Annotated in this window: 19 protein-coding genes, 1 tRNA gene and 1 pseudogene; 12 read left to right on the forward strand and 9 right to left on the reverse strand. The window is 46.5% G+C overall.

The features are described from left to right. From QUB63_RS28340 to QUB63_RS28360, 4 genes and pseudogenes are all read right to left on the reverse strand, one after another. Positions 1–388: ribbon-helix-helix protein, CopG family (locus QUB63_RS28340; RefSeq protein WP_332948704.1), on the reverse strand; the 388-nt coding region annotated here is incomplete at its 3' end. Between the two features lie 60 nt (positions 389–448). Then, a pseudogene (locus QUB63_RS28345) lies at positions 449–890 on the reverse strand (hypothetical protein). Between the two features lie 47 nt (positions 891–937). After that, the gene (locus tag QUB63_RS28355; protein ID WP_332948707.1) at positions 938–2,227 is read right to left on the reverse strand and encodes a sensor histidine kinase; all 1,290 of its coding nucleotides are present in this window, start codon (positions 2,225–2,227) and stop codon (positions 938–940) included. 15 nt (positions 2,228–2,242) lie between these two features. Then, positions 2,243–4,720, reverse strand: coding sequence for an MASE1 domain-containing protein (locus QUB63_RS28360; protein ID WP_332948708.1), 2,478 nt, complete (start codon positions 4,718–4,720; stop codon positions 2,243–2,245). Positions 4,721–4,850: 130 nt separating this feature from the next. Between QUB63_RS28360 and QUB63_RS28365 the strand changes: the two genes are divergently transcribed. Next, entirely contained in the window at positions 4,851–5,426 is a 576-nt protein-coding gene (locus tag QUB63_RS28365) for a phycobilisome protein (RefSeq protein ID WP_332948709.1), read from the forward strand. A gap of 362 nt (positions 5,427–5,788) precedes the next feature. Here the strand turns inward: QUB63_RS28365 and QUB63_RS28370 are convergent, their stop codons facing one another. Then, positions 5,789–6,697, reverse strand: coding sequence for a phosphodiester glycosidase family protein (locus QUB63_RS28370; RefSeq protein ID WP_332948710.1), 909 nt, complete (start codon positions 6,695–6,697; stop codon positions 5,789–5,791). A 90-nt stretch (positions 6,698–6,787) separates the two neighbouring features. On the opposite strand from QUB63_RS28370, the gene QUB63_RS28375 reads away from it, so the two are divergent. Then, positions 6,788–7,591 carry a pentapeptide repeat-containing protein gene (locus QUB63_RS28375; protein ID WP_332948711.1) on the forward strand — a complete coding sequence of 268 codons (804 nt, stop codon included), beginning with the start codon at positions 6,788–6,790 and terminating at the stop codon, positions 7,589–7,591. A 208-nt stretch (positions 7,592–7,799) separates the two neighbouring features. Next, on the forward strand, positions 7,800–8,435 hold the full coding sequence (locus QUB63_RS28380) for a glutathione S-transferase family protein (RefSeq protein WP_332948712.1): 636 nt from the start codon (positions 7,800–7,802) through the stop codon (positions 8,433–8,435). Between the two features lie 153 nt (positions 8,436–8,588). Here the strand turns inward: QUB63_RS28380 and QUB63_RS28385 are convergent. Next, positions 8,589–8,673: transfer RNA gene (locus QUB63_RS28385), tRNA-Ser, on the reverse strand. 214 nt (positions 8,674–8,887) lie between these two features. Here QUB63_RS28385 and QUB63_RS28390 point away from each other — a divergent pair. From QUB63_RS28390 to moeB, 9 genes are all read left to right on the forward strand, one after another. After that, a complete protein-coding gene (locus tag QUB63_RS28390; RefSeq protein WP_332948713.1) occupies positions 8,888–9,256 on the forward strand; it encodes a 2Fe-2S iron-sulfur cluster-binding protein in 369 nt (122 codons plus the stop codon). A 90-nt stretch (positions 9,257–9,346) separates the two neighbouring features. Beyond that, positions 9,347–9,865, forward strand: coding sequence for a thermonuclease family protein (locus QUB63_RS28395; protein WP_332948744.1), 519 nt, complete (start codon positions 9,347–9,349; stop codon positions 9,863–9,865). 313 nt (positions 9,866–10,178) lie between these two features. Then, positions 10,179–10,994, forward strand: a complete 816-nt coding sequence (locus QUB63_RS28400; protein WP_332948714.1) for an inositol monophosphatase family protein — start codon at positions 10,179–10,181, stop codon at positions 10,992–10,994. Positions 10,995–11,096: 102 nt separating this feature from the next. After that, positions 11,097–12,020 carry a J domain-containing protein gene (locus QUB63_RS28405; RefSeq protein WP_332948715.1) on the forward strand — a complete coding sequence of 308 codons (924 nt, stop codon included), beginning with the start codon at positions 11,097–11,099 and terminating at the stop codon, positions 12,018–12,020. Between the two features lie 225 nt (positions 12,021–12,245). Beyond that, on the forward strand, positions 12,246–13,481 hold the full coding sequence (locus QUB63_RS28410) for an ATP phosphoribosyltransferase regulatory subunit (protein ID WP_332948716.1): 1,236 nt from the start codon (positions 12,246–12,248) through the stop codon (positions 13,479–13,481). Positions 13,482–13,555: 74 nt separating this feature from the next. Next, positions 13,556–13,783, forward strand: a complete 228-nt coding sequence (locus QUB63_RS28415; protein WP_332948717.1) for an indolepyruvate ferredoxin oxidoreductase subunit alpha — start codon at positions 13,556–13,558, stop codon at positions 13,781–13,783. Positions 13,784–13,964: 181 nt separating this feature from the next. Then, complete coding sequence (locus QUB63_RS28420) at positions 13,965–14,576, forward strand: Uma2 family endonuclease (RefSeq protein WP_332948718.1); 612 nt, start codon at positions 13,965–13,967, stop codon at positions 14,574–14,576. 124 nt (positions 14,577–14,700) lie between these two features. Next, entirely contained in the window at positions 14,701–15,180 is a 480-nt protein-coding gene (locus tag QUB63_RS28425) for a M67 family metallopeptidase (protein ID WP_332948719.1), read from the forward strand. Positions 15,181–15,259: 79 nt separating this feature from the next. Beyond that, positions 15,260–16,432: a molybdopterin-synthase adenylyltransferase MoeB gene (gene moeB / locus QUB63_RS28430; RefSeq protein WP_332948720.1), complete on the forward strand. Its 1,173-nt coding sequence runs from the start codon at positions 15,260–15,262 to the stop codon at positions 16,430–16,432. A gap of 47 nt (positions 16,433–16,479) precedes the next feature. Here the strand turns inward: moeB and QUB63_RS28435 are convergent, their stop codons facing one another. The 3 genes from QUB63_RS28435 to QUB63_RS28445 all read right to left on the reverse strand — a co-directional run. Then, on the reverse strand, positions 16,480–18,009 hold the full coding sequence (locus QUB63_RS28435; protein WP_332948721.1) for a hypothetical protein: 1,530 nt from the start codon (positions 18,007–18,009) through the stop codon (positions 16,480–16,482). Beyond that, positions 18,002–18,370, reverse strand: coding sequence for a hypothetical protein (locus QUB63_RS28440; protein WP_332948722.1), 369 nt, complete (start codon positions 18,368–18,370; stop codon positions 18,002–18,004). Before QUB63_RS28440 ends, QUB63_RS28435 begins: the two co-directional genes overlap by 8 nt. 254 nt (positions 18,371–18,624) lie before the next feature. Continuing rightward, a partial coding sequence (locus QUB63_RS28445) for a CHAT domain-containing protein (protein WP_332948723.1) occupies positions 18,625–20,946 on the reverse strand: 2,322 nt, incomplete at its 5' end.

Genomic DNA, 20,946 nt, shown 5'->3' on the forward strand with positions numbered 1-20,946 from the left:
GGGCGATCGAACTTTCGCGTTCGCTCAACTGCTGCTGCAAAGCTTCGTAACTTGCTTGCAGGGGATTTGACTGTACGCTCACCGAGTCCAATAGAGTTTCTGCCGTGATAGCGTCATTAATGTCGCTTTTTTCGGCTGTTTCCCCTTCCAAGTCAGCGGTTTCGACCGCTGCTTGTTCACCTTTTTTCCAAGTGACACTAACTTCCGCCTTGTCCTTAGAAATATCGAGAGCGCCTTGTGCCAAGCGTTCTAGAAGTTCCGACCTTGATATTCCGAGCTTTCGAGCGATCGCGTTCAATCGATCGGCACTAGAAGGAGTCAGCGAAAGTCCGACTTTGACTTTGCTGTCTGGATTTGAACTAACTACATTGCGATTTTTTTTGACCATTGGCATTTTCCTCATGCCAACCTACACTTATTAGTATAGTGGCTGAAGCTTCTATTAAAATCAATTTTTGTTACTTACCAATTGTGGCAGCTTCCGTTCCCAATCGAACAAAAATTCGTGAATATACTCTTGGAGCCATTCCTCGCCGCAGAACTGCTTCAACATTCCCCGGCCCGGGTCTTTGGCGGCACGATACCGCAGATAGCGCACTTGAGCTTGTAAGATACTATCTAACTTTGCGCTATCTGTGACGGGTGCGGCGCGATCGACCTTCTCCACATCAGCAGCGAGATAGTCTTTGAAGGCTGCAAAAACCTGAGTCTCCAAAACTTCCGTTTCCTTCGGGCGACTCCACAGCAACGCCGGCTTGGAAAAAATGCTGCGCTTCTTCGGGAAAATCGCCAGCCCAAGGGAGGTGCGGTTGATGAACTTGAAAAATTTGTGCGATCGAGCGAGTATACTTAGCCCGGTAGTCAGCGTCACCGCCAAACAGAGGCTGCACATCCAGAACAATTAAATAGCCGCCGGGGATCGTTCTAAATTATCGCATTAATCGATCGGCAGTTCGATCGCAAATTGGGCCCCCTCACCCACAACAGAAGAGCAAGTCAAACTACCGCCGTGTATTTCTTCCACTATCCGGCGACTGATCGACAAACCCAAACCCGTCCCTTGACCGACCAATTTCGTAGTGAACAAGTGGTCAAAAATGTGCGCTTTTACTTCTTCAGAAATCCCCTTACCGTTATCTTTAATTTTGACCGCAACCCTTTGTCTGTCTTTAGTTAATTCTGCGGTAATAGTAATCCTATTAGGAGCCGCTTCAATTTCCGCAAAAGTTCGTCCGTAATTGCACTCATTCACAGCATCGATCGCATTTGAAAGCACATTCATAAATACCTGATTGAGTTGTCCTAAATAGCATTTTACCGGGGGAATATCTCCATATTTTTTGATAACTTGAATTTCGGGACGAGTATCTTGAGCTTTCAGGCGGTGCTGCAAAATCATCAGCGTGCTGTCAATGCCGTCGCAGATGTTAGCCGAGACTTTCACCGCCGTATCGGCGCGGGAGAAGGTGCGGAGGGAAGTGCTGATGTTGCGCAGGCGATCGCATCCCATCTCCATTGATGATAACATCTTTGCTGTATCTTTCAACACATATTCTAAATCAACGTCTTCGGCGTGGATCTCAATATCTTTCCCCGGATTTGGACATTCTTGCTGATAAAGCTGCAAATGGTGAACGATATCTTTGATCGCCAAATTCAACTCCTTGATATTGCCATAAATAAAACCGACTGGATTGTTGATTTCGTGAGCGACACCAGCGACTAAATTGCCCAAAGCCGACATTTTTTCGCTCTGGATCAACTGAAGCTGCGATTGCTTGACTTGGGCCAAAGCAGCAGTTAGTTCCCGGGTGCGATCGGCTACCCGCTGTTCTAGTTCTTTATTCAGATTTCGCAGTTTAATGTGAGTGTTGACGCGGGCCAATACCTCCGTTTCTTCAAAAGGTTTAGTGATATAATCAACAGCACCGAGCTGAAATCCTTTAATCTTATCTGCTGTATCCGACAAAGCCGTCATAAAAATCACAGGAATGTCCTTGGTAGCTGGCGAAGCTTTGAGTCGGCGGCAGGTTTCAAACCCGTTAATTCCCGGCATCATCACATCCAGTAAAATTAAACTCGGCAGCGTATACTGAACTTGCTTGAGAGCTCGATCGCCGTCAATGGCGATCGCAACTTCATAACCCGCATCCGTCAACGCCTCGGAGATCACATCCAGATTGGCGGGCGTATCGTCTACCACTAAAATCAACTCAGCTTCTGACATAAATATTTTCCCGTGTTAGTTCATATACTGCTCGAGCAAGTCTTCGATTTTGTCAGTTTGAAAGCTCTTTGCCAATAGCAAAATTTGCTGCACAAATTGAGTATAACCCTTGTCGAGTTGTGCGATGCGCTTAGCTTCCTCAGTAAGTTTCTTCAAGCGCCCTTGCTGGGCTAACTTCAGCAACAAAGCTAAATCTTCCGGTGCAGGAACCGCCATTTCTGAAGTGGGCAGAGGTGAATTAGCTCTCGGTTTCGGTGTTAATTGTTCGCCAGCGATTTCAGTGGAGGCTGTCTCCAGATAGTTCCATTTAATTTGCAAATGCTTTTGCACGATAGAAAGTAATTCCTCAAGCTGCACCGGCTTAGGCAGAAAATCATCCCCGCCAGCATCCAAACTTTTTTGCCTGTCCATCTCATAAACAGATGCTGATGAGACAATAGTACGCAGGTTTTTCAATGATTCAGAACTCCGCAACAGCCGCATCATTTCAAAACCGTCCATCACAGGCATCGACAAATCAGCGATGATTAAATCCGGTGTTATTTTAGCTGCTTGAGCTAAGCCCTCCTCGCCATTTTCAGCTTCGACGACTGCAAAACCAATTGGTTCCAAGAGGCTAACAATCACTGAACGGTTCTGCCAGTTGTCATCGACGATAAGAATTGTTTTCTGAGTTCCGTGATAGCCCACAATCTGCTTCCCAGTAGCGGCGGCGGCTGCATTTACCCAGTCAGCAGCTAAGGGCAAATCGACGGTAAAAGCGAAGGTGCTGCCGCTGCCAACATCACTTTCAACTTCTATTTGACTGCTCATTAAATTGACAATTTTGGTGCTAATTGCCAAGCCTAGTCCGGTTCCTTCTGTTTTGCGGTGGGTATCTCCTACTTGTTCAAAAGGTGTAAAGATTTTTTCGAGCGAATCTGGACTCATGCCGACGCCTGTATCTTCAATTTGGAAACGAATCGAGCGATTTTGGATTTGGGATTTTGGATTTTCGATTGCAGATTCCGCAGGTGGCGAAAACTCGGATTTTATTACTTCGACTTTGAAAGTGACGCTGCCTCGATCGGTAAATTTTACGGCATTTCCCAGTAAATTAATTAAGACCTGACGCAAGCGCTTTTCATCGGCTTCTATGCCTTCTGGAAGTTCAGCATCTGGGAGATAAATCAAATCAATTTGTTTTTGTTCGGTGCGGATGCGAACAATCTCAACAATGCTTTGCAAAAAAGAGGGAAAATGAAAACCTTTCGGATGCAAATCCAATTTGCCTGCTTCGATTTTTGAGAGATCGAGAATGTCATTAATCAGCGTCAAAAGATGGGAGCCGCATTGGTGAATAATGCTGACGCCATTGCGCTCTTTTTCTCCCCAAGATTGGGAACGGTTCATGATTTGAGCGTAGCCCAAAATGCCGTTGAGGGGAGTGCGGAGTTCGTGGCTCATATTGGCGAGAAAGTCGCTTTTGGATTGATTGGCCGCGTCAGCCACTTCTTTAGCTTCTTGCAGTTGGGCAGTGCGTTCTTCAACTCGCTGTTCTAACTCGTTATTCAGTTTTTTGAGCCTAGCTTCTGCCTGTCTGTTTTCGTTAATTACCGCAGATAAAACAAAGGTGGTAACGGCGACAACACCGATAAAAGATTGCAGCAGAAACAGCGATTCGTTGAGGGAAGGCCTGACAAAGGAACCCAAACCGCGGGATGTTCCAAAAACTGCGATCGCCGAAACAATCACCACCAGCAAAGTCGATTGCCGCGCACTGAATCGAAATGCCGACCAAATCAGCAGCGGAATCACCATGTACTCGACGGGATACTTTTGCCAAAAGGCGATTCTGCTGATGACAATTAGCAACAGCAGCAAAAATCCAAATTCTGCAATCTGCGGAGGCTGGAGTTTTTCGGACTGCTTTAATGGCCCTGCCCAGGCCAGGATTGCTGGCGTCACAATCAGCGTACCAGCAATGATTGAGGTAAACCAACTCCGCCAAACTTCTGGGTAAGCACTCCAGGGGCTAATGCCTTGCACGCACAGTACGGTAGTCGCGAGAGTGCTGCCGATCAGAGGCGTGGGTATTTGCAGCAGGACAAACCTGAAAACATTTTGCGATCGAGCGAGTAAATTTCGGTGTTTTACAAAGCGTTTAATCAGGAAACTTGCTACTAGCGAATCTGCCATATTGCAAACAGAAACTAGACTGGCAGTCACAAAATCTTGCTGGTTAAAAAGTATAAATTGACTCAGGCAATCGCCGATCCATAGAGCCGGTAAAATGCGCGAACCGAGGAGTAAAAAAGAACCCAAAAAAAGACCTCCCGACGGCCAGATTGCTAAGGAGCCATTTTGGAAGGATACCAATAGGGAGATTTGGCAAAGACAGAAGTGAATTATAGGAATTATTAATGAGGCGATTAGGATATTTTTTTCTGGAAGAAAGGGATACGTCCCCTTTGGTGTCTTTTTTTTCCCTTGCTGTCCTAGTATTTTTTGCATTTAAGTCAAAATTTAAACAATATGCAATTAGGCTACTCGAAATTTTGGTGGGTTTGCAGTGATACCGATCGCACTTCTGGTAAAATTCAAATATGCCATCTCCCAGTAATTAGCGACTAGCCATTTGTGTATGACTTTCCAATTAAGCGAAAAAGCCAAAGAATTAATCCCGAAAGCGCGAATTGTCAGCTTGAGATCCTGGGAAAATTCGCACTCTCCCGCAGAAATCCAACTCATTCAAGCTGCTGACGACGCAGGCCGCTATCTCGCCGATGAAGATTTGCAACAACTTCATTCATCTGAACCAACATCGGTTAATACTGCCAAGTTCCTGCGCGACAGTGCTGCCGATATTGTATCCGAAGCCCGGGAACAAGTTTTAGCCGCATATCCCAATATTTCCGATCCCGGAGGCGAGCTTTATCCCCCAGCCCGGGCGGAGGCTTGTTGGCGAGATTTCTGGCATTTTCTCCGCTGCATTACCTATGGAATTGCGGGAAATACGGCAGAATTTACCAGCGAGGAAGGGCTGCACAATATGAATTTGCTCTATCAAGAATTGGACGTTCCTTTGCCTGCAATGGTTCTGGGCTTGGAAGGTATCAAGGCTGCTAGTTTGAAGCGGTGCGATTCGGGCGATGCAGCAAAATTAGCTCCTTATTTCGACCATTTGATTGAAAAGTTGAGCCTGTTTAGCACTCTTTGATAAAAGATAAGAATTGGCGATTGAAATCGCTTCTATACAATAAAAGTCGGATCTTGAAATCGCTTCTATACAAACGATGTCCGCCGGACGCCGACTAAGAAATAGGTCGGAATAGGCGATATAATCTAAAATTCGGATCTTGAAATCGCTGCTATACAAACGATGTCCGCCGGACGCCGACTAAGAAATAGAGCGGGTGTTTAAGCCAGGTTTGTATTAGTAAGGTGCACAGTGCGCGCCATCTTTCTTTGAGTCTGCGGAGGCAGACATTGTTTGTATAGCAGCCGTTTCAACCGCCGATGATCTTTGAGTCTGCGGAGGCAGACATTGTTTGTATAGCAGCGGTTTCAACCGCCAACAATCTAATTTTCCCGCGCGTAAAACCCTAAATGATTGGAAATTGGACGCTGCTGCATGGGCATTTTGTTCTGAATCGGAGCATTCAATAGTTTTGCTCCTGACGGCGATGCGACGGCCAAAGTTACCGAGCCGCCGCCGTCCAAATTCAGCACTGTATCGGCTCCCAACTGCATCGAAATCTCTGTTATTTCGCTCAACTTCAGCCCTTCGCTGTACTGTCTCTGCTTGCCGTCTGCTACAATCAACCACAACTTTTCGCCTGTGAAGTCGATCGCCGCAACTGTTCGCGGATAAGGTTTATCATCCTTGCTTTTTTCCTGGCTTTGTGCTATTGGTTTGCCATTTTTCACCAGTACAGTATCTCCCGCAACTGCATGGGCTGTTCCCTGAGGACAAGTGCCGTTTTCGATTATTTGGGCGCGGTTGTTGGTGTCAAAACAAAGGGCGGGAAAGTGTGATTGTGGTTGAGAGTAAGCTTGGCCTTTAGAAATGGCGTGTCCGACGTTATTTACTCGATCGCCGCTGCGGGGATAATAATGCCAAGGTGCTTGTTCGATGCAGGGATAAAAGAAATTGGCGTTGACTGCTAGTTGCAATTTAAATTCTTTGAGAAATTCAGTAGCGGTGCGGGCGTGGGTTTCTGTTAAATCGGCTGTTGCGGTTCCGGGTGTGACAAAAATTCCAATTCCCGGGGCTTTGAGGTCGATGCTAACTATGTGAATGAGGGCGGGACGCGGATTTGAGCGAAATTCCCTGCGGTAGGCGATTCCTTGAAATAGCGATCGGGCTTCGTTTGTTTGTGGTGGACGCGAAAAGTAGGGAATGTTGTAGATTAGTATTGGTGCGAGCAAGATTCCGAAACCGAGAATGTGGGGAAGTTGTTTGATTTTGTGCGGATAATTTAGTTTCATTCTGTGACGGAGATTTTTTTTAAAGGAACCGCGAAGACGCTTTCATACGCGAAGGAAGAGAGAAGAGAGAGAAGAGAAGAGAAGAGAAGTATGAATTATTCGGATTGTCTTAATTTTAGCAATCAAGTTTTGCGAAATCGATCGTTCCGGGGACAAGTTCTGAATGGTGCGGATTTCGGCGGTGCGGATGTTCGCGGCTGCAATTTTAGTAATGCTCAGTTGGAGGGGGCGAATTTTATTGGTGCTAAAATGGGGCTTTCGGGGCGACAGATTGGTGTTTTGAGTGGCGTGGCGATCGCGATTTGTTTGGTTGTGGGTGATGTTGTGACTCGGCTGATTTTGAGTACGCAAGGACAGGTATGGGGGTCTAGAAGTTGGCCTTTTGTGCTGTTGCTGTACGGGGTTTTGAGCGCTGCTGGTATGGCTGGGGCGATCGCCCGGACACACCCACCAACGTCAAAATTGGGTAGATTTGCGGGAGCAATTTCTGCTATTCTATCAGGGGCTTTGTTGGGATTTTTCTATGCTGGGACTGCAACTAATAATAATTCTCAGGCTGCTCTTGCTTCCATGGCGATCGGCGGGGTGTTAATGTTTTTTGTGAACTCCCGGATTCGCCACCAATTTGCTAAAGTTGCGATCGCAGCCGCTGGAAGTGTTGCGACTTACGCAGCAGCTTTTTTGTTTTCTGCAACGGCCAGCGCTTTTCTGAGCACTCACAAACTGTTTTGGGGTACGTGTTTCGCCTTGCTGTCGCTGCTGTATATTTGGTTTTCCTTTGTCTCTTTCTCTGCTATTGTTCGAGAGATTGCAAATGCTGAGGGTACTTCGTTTAGAGGAGCAAATCTCACCGGTGCTAAGTTCGATCGCACTGACATCTTGCACCAATGTTAGCAACGGGCTCGCGTGCGGGTTCCACAAATATTTGATGTCAGCAACGGGCTCGCGTGTCCGTTTGACGATACTTGACGATCGAAGCAGCTACTCAACTAGAATGAAATAGCCCTGAGAGAGAATGTTGGACTTATTGGAATCAAGTAAAAGCATCGACAAATCAATCATATATTCTTTATAATGATAGTCTCTAGTAGCTATTACTTTCATGAAACTTTATTACATTCCTACGACAAGAGCAGTGCGGCCTCGGTGGTGTTTGGAAGAGATGGCAATTCCTTACGAATTGGTACGACCAACGATGGCTGTGATGAAAGAGCCCGAATACCGAAAACTTCATCCGCATGGGAAAGTACCCGTTTTAATCGATGGAGATGTTACCATCTTTGAGTCGGCTGCGATTTGTACTTACCTCGCTGACCGATATCCAGAAAAAGGATTAGCACCAGCACTCTCGATGCCAGCGCGAGGCTATTACTACCAGTGGCTCTTTTATGCAGTTGCGACGCTCGAACCCCCTGTGGAAAAATTCATGTTTAATGTTTTGCCTCACTTGCCAGAGAAATTGCTGCCGAAGAAACTAGCCCAAGAATGCTCGGCGCCGGAAGCCCAACAATGGTTCGATCGCGTTTCCGAACCACTCACAGAGGCAGTAAAAAATCAAGATTACCTTGTGGAAAATCAATTTACCATAGCTGATATTATCGCAGGCGGAGTTCTCGTCTGGGCTTTTAAATTGGGAATGCTAAAAAATCAGCCAATTTTAACTGCTTACACTCAAAATTTGATGGCTCGTCCTGCTTTTGGGCAAGCTGACGAAGATTTGTATAGCAAGGTGGATTAGTCAAGATGAAACAACTGCTAATTTACACTCAAAAATATAAAAGCTATCGCCCCAGACTTTTCTATAAAAAACTCAGGGGCGATCGAATTGAAATATTTATCTCATACAAGAGATTTTTTGCAAGCTGTTTTTTTGCCTGAACAGCTTGTGTAACGGAGAGGGAGGGATTCGAACCCTCGTTAAGTTGCCCTAAACACACTTTCCAGGCGTGCGCCTTCAACCGCTCGGCCACCTCTCCAGGGCTAAATGAATTCATTCAGCCACAGCTAAACTATCTTAGCAGAACAAATCTGATTTGGGAAGGGGTAACGGCATAAATTTGTTGTTTAATGTGGGTAGGGTGTCAAAGGGGCGAGTAAAATTCTCCTCCCCTGTGTCGCAAACCCATTCATATCAAGGATTTTGCCCCCAAACGCCAATCTAAAATCTAAAATCTAAAATCTAAAATCAAGATGACTCGCTCCTACACAATTAAAATTCATAACAGACAAACGGGCGATCGCCACACAGTGCGAGTACCCGAAGACCGTTACATCCTGCAAAGCGCCGAAAATCAAGGCGTAGAATTGCCCTTTTCCTGTCGCAACGGCGCTTGTACAGCCTGCGCGGTGCGCGTCAAGTCGGGCGAACTGCACCAGCCTGAAGCAATGGGACTTTCTGTGGAACTGCAAAAAGAGGGTTATGCTTTGCTGTGCGTCTGCTATCCCCGTTCTAACGTCGAGGTAGAGACGCAAGACGAAGATGAAGTTTACGAATTGCAATTCGGCCGCTATTTCGGTAAAGGTAAAGTTAGAGCAGGTTTGCCGTTGGATGAAGAATGATGTCAAATCCGGTTCGATCGGAATTATACCCGAGCGATCGCACGCTCACTCAATGCCCAATTGCCAATTCCCAATTAACAATTAACAATGCTGCTTTATAGGTTATTTGCGATCGCCCTTTGTGTGTTGTTAGCTAGCTGCGAAAAACCAGAAATGCCCCAAGGTACGATCGCCAAAGTAGAAAGGGCCATCAGCGGGCAAACAATCGAAGTTATCAGTACAGCCGACAAAATCGCCTTATTAGAACAAATCAGGCTGATTGGTATTGATGCGCCAGATTTAAAACAGCAGCCTTGGGGAGAAGCCGCCAAACAAAGACTAGAACAGCTAACTGGGGGAAAACAAGTATTGTTAGAATCAGACATTGAACAGAAAGACCAGTTCGATCGCAAACTAGCCTATTTGTGGCAAGATAAAATTTTGCTCAACGAACTGCTAGTCAAAGAAGGTTACGTTTTGGCCTCCGTGCGATCGCGCAACACCAAATATCAACAGCGGCTCGCCAACGCTCAAGAATGGGCGAGACTCATGGGTAAAGGTCTTTGGAATCCAGAACGAGCTTTGCGCCAAACTCCCGCAGAATTCCGCCAGCAGCAAAATCAGAAATAGTCAGTTGACAGTTGACAGTTGACAGTTGACAGTTGATAGTTGGCAGTTGACAGTTGATAGTTCCACTCGTTCCTAGGAAGAGCCTGGGAACGCAGATCCGGAGGCTATGCCTCCATTTTTTCGGGCCGAGGCAGAGCCTCTAGATATAGGTTCCCAGGCTCTTCCTAGGAACCAGTTATTCTTGCCTCTTCCATCTTCCATCTTCCATCTTCCATCTTCCATCTTCCATCTTCCATCTTCCATCTTCCATCTTCCATCTTCCATCTTCCTTCGTGTCCTTCGCGTCTTCGCGGTTCGTACTTCCTTCTTCCCAATGACAGATAATCACCTGCAAAACTACTTAGAAATAGCCACCGAAGCAGCCCTCGCCGCCGGTTCCGTGCTGCAATCTTTCTGCGGCAAATTAGAAAAAATTCAAGAAAAAGGTCGCTCGGGCGATTTAGTCACAGAAGCCGACAAAGCCTCAGAAGCCGTCATCTTAGAAATTCTCGGCCGCCACGTACCCGAACACGCCATCCTCGCTGAAGAATCGGGCAAATTAGGAGATGCAACTAGCAAATACCTGTGGGCGATCGACCCTTTGGACGGTACAACGAATTACGCTCACCAATATCCTTTTTACGCTGTGTCGATCGGGCTTTTAATCGACGGCATACCACAAATTGGCGTAATTTACGATCCTTTTCATAACGAATTGTTTCGGGCCGGCAAAGGATTGGGAGCGACCTGCAACCGAAGGCCGATCGCAGTTTCCCACATCTCAGAATTGAGAACCAGCTTGCTAGTCACCGGCTTTGCATACGATCGGCGCGAAACAGCAGACAATAATTATGCGGAATTCTGTCACCTCACCCACCTCACCCAAGGCGTGCGGCGCAGCGGTTCGGCATCCCTAGACCTCGCACATACAGCCTGCGGGCGATTGGACGGATACTGGGAACGGGGACTCGCCCCTTGGGACGTAGCAGCCGGTGTACTCATCGTCTCCGAAGCCGGAGGTCAAGTTACAGCCTATGACGGTAGTGCTTTTGAGATGAACTCTGGTCGGGTTTTGGCGACAAACGGCAAAATACACGCCGAACTCAGTGCCGCGCTGCTAGCAGTTGGGCCCTTATCTTCCTGGAAGTAGCGCTTCGACAGCAAGGGCTCAGGGATAGTACGGGGGTCACAACCCCTTAAGTCAGGCTACATTAAAGAATAGTCAAAAGTCAGGAAAGCGAGAGTAAAAGTTATGTCTTTTGAAATGACAAAAGGGCTGTTCAAGTACGACTTTACGGATCAGCACGCAATTTTGGGAATTCCCTTAGACGCAGAGTTTAACGACATCCGCAAGCGCTACATGAAAATCGCCCGCCGCTTGCATTCGGATACTTGCTCTTTTGAAGACTCAGCCGATAAAGAGTGGGCCAACCAATTTTTGTCAAAAGTGGTGAATCCGGCCTACAACAAATTCTCTAAGGAAAGCGATCGCAAAGAATACAACCTGCTATTAGCAGCCATCGCTAAGCGCGTCGCTAAAGAACAAGCAAAAATGCAAGTCGAAAGCGCAGCAGCCAAAGAGTTAGCTACCGCTAAAGATTTGGAAGAAGCTTATAAAACAGCAGTTGGCAAACTCGCTCTCAAGCAGTACGAGTCGGTTCAGGAAACCCAAGATGCGATCGATCAAATTAGCGAACTAAACATGGTTTACCTGCTGCGAAAAGAGCGCCTTGGCGTTGGTGTAACGCCACCTCCTCTGCCCCCAACAAAAGTAGATCCACCAGTTGTAGATCCGAAAACAAAAAAAGAAGACCCGGTGACTCCACAGCCGCTGCGGCCCAAACCCCCACTAGACTCGCTGGCCGATCAATATTGTGACCGAGCTCAAAAATTCATGGAGAGCAAAAGTTACGCTAAAGCAACTTTGGAGTTAAAAGAAGCTCTGAAGCGCGAGCCGAAACACAGCAAGGCCCACGCTCTGTTAGCAATGTGTTATTTTCAACAAAATCAAGCCACAATGGCAAAAATTGAGGTGCAAAAAGCTTTGGCATCAAATCCTGAAGAACCGACGGCTTTGGAGGTGAAGAAAAAGCTGGAACAAGCTTCCGCAAAGGATAAAAAAGGTGACGAGAAACCGGGATTTTTTGCAAGTTTGTTTGGCGGGAAGAAGAAATGAGAAGTTGTCAGTTGTCAGTTGTCAGTTGTCAGTTGTCAGTTTTGAATCGTTGAAAAGATAATACGGCGGTTTCAAGCGCCCGGTCTTCCGATCCCAAGCGTATTGTTGATACCTTAATTTGTTAAAGTCGAATGTTAGGCTTGCAGCGTTCGACTTTAACACCGTCCCGTAAAGCTAAGCTTCTGTGCCCAATCGCAAATCTAAAGTCTAAACTCTAAAATTGATATGGTTCACCAACCCCCATCGGGTGCAAGAGATTTATTGCCCCTTGACGTTGCTCAAAAAATTGCGATCGAACGGCGCTTGCAGCAGGTTTTTCACCGCTGGGGCTATCACCGGATTATTACTTCTACTCTAGAGAGGCTGGAGACTTTGATGGCTGGGGGCGCGATCGACCGATCGACCTTAATTCAACTGCAAGACGCCGAGGATGGAGAACTTGGTTTGCGGCCGGAATTAACAGCATCCATCGCCCGCGCGGCTGCAATGCGGATGTCCGGGACTTCCTGGCAGCCCCAGCGGCTCTACTACAACGCGAACGTCTTCCGCAAAGGCCCAGATACTGGCTCAGGCGGGCAACAGGAGTTCTATCAAGCTGGGGTAGAGCTGCTCGGCGCGGGGGGGAGCGTTGCGGATGCAGAAGTGCTGCTGCTGCTGTCTGAATGCTTGCAAAACTTAGAAATTGATGACTGGCATTTGGTGCTGGGAGAAGCGGGCTTGACTGCAACTTTGCTGGAACCGTTTGGGCCGTCCTTGCGCCAAAAAGTGCGATCGGCGATCGCAAATCTCGATCGCATAGCCTTAGAAACTTTGCCGCTGTCTGACGAATTGCGAGAAAGAGCTCTGCTGTTATTTGACTTGCGCGGCCGCCCAGAAGATGTGTTGCAGATTGTGGCGAAGCTGGATTTAGATTTGCCGCAGCAAGCAGCGTTAAATGAACTCAAATGTGCGATCGAACTGCTGCACAAATGTCAAGCAAAAATCCCCAATTTAAAATCTCACATCCACCTCGATTTGAGTTTAATTCAAACATTTGACTATTACACTGGAATAGTGTTTGAAGTTGTCAGCAGCAGCAAAAGCGGACAGCGAGTGTTAGGACAAGGCGGACGGTACGACCAACTGTTGGGACTGTTCGACCCCCAAGGGCAAAATTCCCCCGGCATCGGGTTTTGTCTGAATATTGAAGATTTGCACCAAGTTTTGCTGACAGAGGGTCAATTGCCCACGGAGACAGCAGCTAGCGAATGGTTGGTGGTGCCTCAAACTCCCGAAGCGACGGCGGCGGCCTTTGATTACGCCCGCAAACTCCGAGAGTCTACTCACCTAGTTCGAGTAGAAATAGATTTGGAGAGTCGGGAGACTGCGGAGGCGGCGCGGGAATACGCGCGCGATCGACGAATTGCTCAAATTGCTTGGGTAAATGCCGAAGGGTTCCCAACAATTGAAACAGTAAATTAGGATCTGTTTGAAACGTAATTCCTAATTACCAATTGCTAATATCTCATCCAAAATCCCCAATTTAAAATTGAAACATGGCGCACACTATTGTTACCAATACTTGCGAAGGAATTGCTGATTGCGTCGGCGCTTGTCCGGTTGCTTGCATTCACCCCGGCCCTGGCAAAAATGTCAAGGGTACTGATTGGTTTTGGATTGATTTTGATACCTGCATTGACTGCGGCATTTGTTTGCAGGTGTGTCCTGTCGAAGGTGCGATAGTTCCAGATGAACGCCCTGAGTTGCAGCAAACTCCGACTTGATTGAATTAACTCTTTTTCCCCTTCTCTTCTCTTCCTTTGTGTCATAAGCGTCTTCGCGGTTCGTTAAATTTATATAGGAACTTTTTTAACGAACCGCAGAGACCGCAGAGGACACAGAGAAGAAGTTGAGAAAGAACGAAAAAATCTAACGTTGAGATATCTTAAGTACAGGTAATTAGTTATGCTACTTTTAGATCCAAAAACTCTCGATCCAGCGACTGAACAGCGCATAATTCTATATGATGTGACTTGGGAGCAATACGAACAACTTTCCGATATGTTTGTCGATGAATTTCCCAGGATGATCTACTTGGAAGGAACGTTAGAAATTATTATGACGAATTCGCCAGAACATGAAAGGCTTAAAACAATTATTGCCCGGTTGATAGAAACCTATGCAGTTGAAAGGCTAATTAATCTCAACGGTTACGGAAGTGCTACATTTCGCCGCGAAGCAGTCAAACGGGGTGCCGAACCGGATGAGTGTTACTGCTTGGGTACACTTGCAGAAATCCCTGATATTGCGATCGAAATTGCTCTAACTAGCGGTGGAGTTGACAAACTAGAAGTGTATCGCGGTTTGCAAGTTCCTGAAGTCTGGTTTTGGGCTAACGATCAATTTTCTCTTTACCACTTGCGGGAGTCTGGTTATGAGTTAATTTCGAGCAGTGAATTTTTGCCTGAGTTAGACTTTTCTGTATTGAGTCAATATGTAGGATATGTTAACCAGACTGAAGCTGTCATTGCTTATAGAACTGTTTTGCAAACAGCTACAGGAATGTCAAATCAATAGACATCTCCAGAAAAGCCAGTATTGAACAGGCTTTCCGGCCTGTTCCACAATTAAAAAAAAGCCCGTGAAGCGTAGCTATCCCGCAGGGAATCGCACTTTACAAAAAAAACTACAATAAAATCCTATGCAGCCGATCGCACTTTCTGACTCTCAAATTTTATCCATCCGCACCCACGCCGAAAGCGCTTATCCTGAAGAATGCTGCGGTTTGTTGCTCGGTCGAGTTACCGGCGGTGTTAAAACTTTAGTAGAAGTTTGGCCGACTGACAATGCTTGGAGTGCGGAAGCTGAGGAGAATTGGCCGGAACAAAAAGACTTGACAGAAAGACGCAGATATGCTATAAAGCCGGAAGATATGTTGCGGGCGATGAAACATGGGCGCGATCGCACTCTGGATATTATCGGCATATATCATTCTCACACGGATTGTCCCGCAGTGCCCTCAGAGTGCGATCGGACATTGGCCTGGGCCGAATACTCTTACATCATTGTCTCAGTCCGACAAGGCTCTTCAGAAGACCTCCGCAGTTGGAGTCTTGACGGAGAGGGGAACTTTCAAGCAGAGGAAATTCTCGCACAGGAACCGACTCAGATTAAGAAATAATTAGTAAAAATAACAAACAGGTAAAAATGCGAAAGATTCAGATAGGATATAATTCAAAATCTGCGCTACACACAATATCATGCTAAATCCTAATCTGGACGAGATCCAGCTCAACAAACAAGAATACGAACGCTACTCTCGCCACCTGATCCTCCCAGAAGTTGGATTGGAAGGCCAGAAGCGTCTCAAAGCTGCCAGCGTGCTCTGCATCGGTACGGGAGGTCTCGGTTCGCCGCTGCTGCTGTATTTAGCCGCCGCCGGTGTTGGCCGCATTGGGATTGTAGACTTTGATGTTGTAGACCATTCCAATTTGCAGCGGCAAGTAATTCACGGTACATCTTGGGTGGGGAAACCGAAGATTGAGTCGGCTAAAAATCGGATTTTAGAAATTAATCCTTTTTGTCAAGTTGATTTGTACGAAACTCGCGTTAGTTCGGAAAATGCGCTCGACATTGCCACTCCTTACGATATCATCATCGACGGTACGGACAACTTCCCGACTCGCTATTTGATGAACGACGTTTGCGTGCTTTTAAACAAGCCGAACGTCTACGGTTCTATCTTCCGATTTGAAGGGCAAGCAACAGTTTTCAACTACGAAGGCGGCCCGAATTACCGCGATTTGTACCCAGAACCCCCGCCTCCTGGGATGGTTCCTTCTTGTGCAGAAGGCGGCGTTTTAGGCGTTTTGTGCGGAGTTGTCGGGTCTATCCAAGCAACGGAAGCTATCAAAATTATCTTGGGTCAAGGCACTACTTTGAGCGGCAGATTGTTGCTTTACAATGCCTTAGATATGACGTTCCGGCAATTGAAACTGCGGCCTAATCCAGTGCGCCCGGTAATTGAAAAGTTAATCGATTACGAACAATTCTGCGGCATTCCTCAAGCTAAAGCGCAGGAAGCAAGTCAGCAAACGCAAATTCCTGAGATGACTGTCACGCAACTTAAGGAGTTAATCGACAGCGGTGCAAAGGATTTTGTATTGTTAGATGTTCGGAATCCCAACGAGTATCAAATTTGTCAAATTCCTGGGTCGGTTTTGGTTCCTTTGCCGGATATCGAACAAGGCGCAGGTGTCGCCAAGGTCAAGGAATTGTTGAACGGACACCGCTTGATTGCACACTGCAAAATGGGCGGGCGTTCTGCGAAGGCTTTGGGGATTTTGAAGGAAGCGGGAATTGAGGGGATTAATGTTAAGGGCGGGATTACTGCTTGGAGTGAAGAAGTAGACCCATCTGTACCTCAATATTAAGCTCAATCTTTTTCTGGGGCGGGTGATTTGCCCGCCCGGAACCGGGATTATGGCGGCGGCAACTGTTTAGTTCTAGTTAGTAGATTCTTGAACTTTGCCCCCAACATAACCACAAGCCAAACCCCAAACCCCGCACCGATACTAATCAACAATACCAACGCAAAAGAATTAATTCCCACCTTTAGGAAAGGCAAAGCAACCATCTGGTTCGGCGGGTCTTGTTTAATTAAATAAGGAGCACTTCCAGTCACCACCCCGGCTACTCCCAAACCAAAGCCGACAGCTTGAATCGTTACCTCTAGTTTCGCATCCCGATAAGCTTCTTCGATCGCCACAATAGCTCGAATTGCCTCAGTTGCTTGGTCTAGCAAGCCGGAACCGTGTTTGAAATAGCCTAAATCTGCTTGAATCTGCCTTTGAAACTGCGGGCAAGTTTCTTTACTGAATGCTGCGAGGAAACTTAAATCGGCATCACTACCATTGTACTTTTTAGCTGCTTTGATGTCAAGACTTATTTTATTTAATTTATCTTGGTAATTTTGGGCGTTAATGGCGATCGTATTTTGGCGAAACTCTAAATCAATCAGCATTCGGGCATACTTCACAGCGCGAGGCGGCATCTCAATCATCTGAGTTTCCAGATATTTTAATTCTTCCTCCTTTAAACCCGCACCTTTCGATTGCCTCTGCTGAGCTTTATCTCGCTGCAAATACTTAAAAGTCTTGTCAATATCCAGTTCAATTTGTTTGTATTCCTCGCGAGTCACCAGGTAAAGTTTGCGGCTGTCGTGATAAGCGCGAAGAATCTTATTTCGGTACAAAAACAAATCCATAAAATCGCTGTACCGCGTCTCATCCCAGATTTCATCAGTTGCAGAACTGTTGAAAAACCAGACGATAACGTGGCAGTCGGTATCTTGCCGACTCGGATTGCCGTATTCTAAAATCGGGCTACCGAACAATTCGCCTTGACGGTAAAAACTCGGCAGATTTTGACCAGAAATCAACTTTTCCAGACACTGTTTGCCTAAAGCTTGGAGAAACTGCGAATCTGCCCGCGCCGCCTGATTTTGTTCGACACTCAGCCAAGCTGTAAGCAGCAGAGTTTGCCCGAAATAGCTTTGTACAAAATCCGGCAGCAAGCAGTTATCGGGATTAAATTCCTTGAAGATGCTAACATCGACAGCAGGTGTTTTAATGCCGTTAACTTTTTCGGGAACGCGAATTTGTAAACCCAAAGCGTAGCTGTCATCAATTCGCAGCGGTTGGGCGAAACCTTTGAGATTAATTTGTTGGTTTTCGTGGGAAATATTCTTATCAAAGGGGAGAGAATTCCGGTTGCCAACAACTTGTTTATCAATCAGGTTGACTCGCCATCCGGCAGGTTCGTCTTTTTTGGACAAGTAGCTGCCGTTGAATGCTTTACCGACTGCTAATTTAGTTTGCAAAATCTCATCGCACTTCTGCCACAAACGGGCGAATTCCACAGGGGAACTCGACTCTGATTCTAAGGGTTGGCAGAGGTGAAAGGCAAACAAATAGACGTTGGGGGCATAGATTTTACTGTTTTCAGTCATTGTCTGTATTTGATTGATTCTCTGCATCTAGTTGTTCTTGAATTTTTTTGTAGCTATCTTCAATGCTTTGACGCAGAGTTTGGGTGATGTTAGTTAGTGGGTCAATTGTAGTTGGGGTCGGTTCGCCGGCATCGTCGATTTCTTTTTTGCATTTACCCGCAGCAATTTTTAATTCATCTCCCAATTGATGACGAGAACACCACTTGCTGATAGCCATAGCAATAAAAAACATTTGATCGTCTGCGAGTTCTCCCATTTCTGTTTTTAATTCGGGTAAATCTTGCCATGCTGTCGGCATGAAAATACTCGGATTTTCGTGCAGCCATTGGAGAAAAGCATTGATAATTTTGTCAGGTTCCATTGTAATTACTCCCGTGATTAAAAAATATAGATTTGTAGGGGCGGGTTTCACCAACCATAATTGCCTGAAACAAACAATCTCAAAAACCCGCCCCCACCCAGCGAAAAATCATCATCTACATTTTAGCATTCGATGCAAATTTCAGGTTGATGTGGGTTATTGGTGGGGTGGGGGCGGGTTGATCTAGATTGTTGGTCATCGTTATATATTGTTTGTAAAACCCGCCCCTACAAAATCCTGATGGCACACCTAAGTTAATATCCCGTTGCACAGAAGGCCGCCCAATATTTCGGATCGCTGAAAGGCTGTTCTTCATTCGAGTTAATTAACCACAATTCCGTACCTTGTTGCCATTTTTCATCTAAATTTAACAATTTCACCCAAACTATAACATCCTCCTTGCTAACACCGCGCATCCAGTTTTGCGCCGCATTCAAAGCGAGGGCTACTGAATCTGCATCCGGCAATTCTTGATAAAATTTAATCATCAAAATTGCTGTGGTAAAATCATCCACAGCCCACAGACTGCTGACAACATTCATGCTACCCGCATACAAGAAGCCGCTGGGTAAACCAATGTATTCATCGGTCATTGCGGTTGAGTCGGTTAACCCGGTTTCGCAGGCGGAAAGTGTGACGAGATTGCACTGCGGTAACTGCAATTCGGCAAAGATTTCTCGCAGGGTGAGGCATTTTTCTGGGATGGCTTTTCTGCCGCTGCGTAGGGTGACATAGCGCTGTTTTTCAGCGGGCTGATTTGACTCTGGGGGCGGGGGTGAGGTTTGCGGTTCCAGGGAATCGGCTAAGACTAGGGATGACAACAGCGGAGAGTCAAAGTTGAATACGCCGTGACACGAAAAGTGCAGGTAGCTGGTGTTTGAGAGGTTTTCTCGGTTGTCGTTGAGGGCGGTTTTTGTGGCTTGTTTTTTGAGTAAAATTTGATGCGGATTGAATCTGGTTTTGATGGTTTCTACTTCCATGTCGGCGTTGAATAAATCTTCGGTGGGATTCTGGAGGGCAAATAGTTGTTGCTGATTTGGTGGGGTAGATTTTCTGGTGGTGAGGCGATTTTTTACGAGTTGCAGTAGTTGCAAGCTGGGGCTGTATTTCACGCCGGCGGGGAAGCAGTCTAACAAGTACCTCGTAGGGGCGGTGCCCCCGTGCCCGCCCTCTGATGTGAATGGTAGGGCGTGGAGGGGGAATAAGTGCAGGTAGCGGTGGGGTACTAGGATTAGTTGTTTGCAGTTGGGGGGTATGTGGGCGATTATCTCGTTTAGCCGCAGGATTTCTGAGAGTTTTTGGAGTTTTTGGGATAGGGTTTTTTGCCAGGTTTTGTTGGTGTTTTTGTCGCGGTATTCGTCGAGATAGTTGTTTTTCCAGGTTTCTAATTCGGCTATTTCGGTTGTGGTATATGTGACTGGTTTTATGCTGTCGCGGGTGATGATAAATGCAGATCCCCCCCAGCCCCCCTTAGTAAGGGGGGAGTTAGAATTGCCGATGTACCATTCTATGATTGCTGTTTCGGTGTCTAAGGTTTGTTGGAATTTGGTGATGTCTATGGGTTCGACTTTTTGAGTTAGGGTGAATTCTGGTTCTCGCTGTTTTATCTGTTCCAGCAGTTGTGTTAGTTGCTGTGATGTTGTTTCTAATTGGGCTTTTTGTTGTTGGAAATATTCGGGGCTGAGGCTGCGGGTTTGGGTTGTGCGTTGTGAGGGAGAGTCATCTGGAACCCCCCCCGGCCTCCCCTTGGTAAGGGGGGGAGAAAGAGGGGGAGGAGATGGGGTTTCTGTTTCTAAGAGTTGTTGGGAGGCGGCGATTTGGCGGCGCAGGTTTTGGAGTTGCTGTTTCTCGGTGTCGGTTGCTGTTTTGGGGTAGATTTCGCTGTTGGTGAAGAGTTCGACTAGGTAGCGGGATTTGCTGCGTTCGATTGTTTGCAGGGCTTTGTCATATTGTTGGTGATTGATGCAGGATTGCATCATTTTTTCGTAGAGGTCGAGATTTTCTTCGATGATTTCTCGTTTGCGGTTGTCGGAGGTTATCCACTCGCGGCTTTGTTCAACTGCTTCGATGGCTTTTTCGTAGCCGAAGATGGCTGTTTCCCACAAACTTTCTGCAAATCCTAAATTGCCTAGATTTCTGCCTGTTTGCAGACAGTCAATTGGCAAAGCGGTGGGAGTGCGAACTTGTAAAGCTGCTTCATAAAATGCGATCGCCCTTGCTATATTGTTATTCTTATTTCCTTTGACTCTATTTCTGTAAGCATTTAGTAAATTATTTTTAGTAACCGCCAAATCTTGCGTAAAAGCTTTGCGGGTGCAAACTTCTAAAACAGCTTGAAAAAAAGCGATCGCCCTTTCCAAATTATCACCCCTGTCTCCCTTGATTCTCTGGCTGTAAGCTTCTCCCAAATTATTTTGAGTCATTGCCCAATATTCGGGAAAAGTTGGGCGGGTGTAAACTTGTAAAGCAGCTTCATAAAAAGCGATCGCCTTTTCTAAGTTCTCTCCCCTGTCTCCCTTGATTCTGTTTCTGTAAGCTTCTCCCAAATTATTTTGAGTCCCCGCCCAATCTTGGGG

Origin of the sequence: Microcoleus sp. ARI1-B5, assembly GCF_036705795.1 — a bacterium.
Taxonomy (GTDB): Bacteria; Cyanobacteriota; Cyanobacteriia; order Cyanobacteriales; family Microcoleaceae; genus Microcoleus.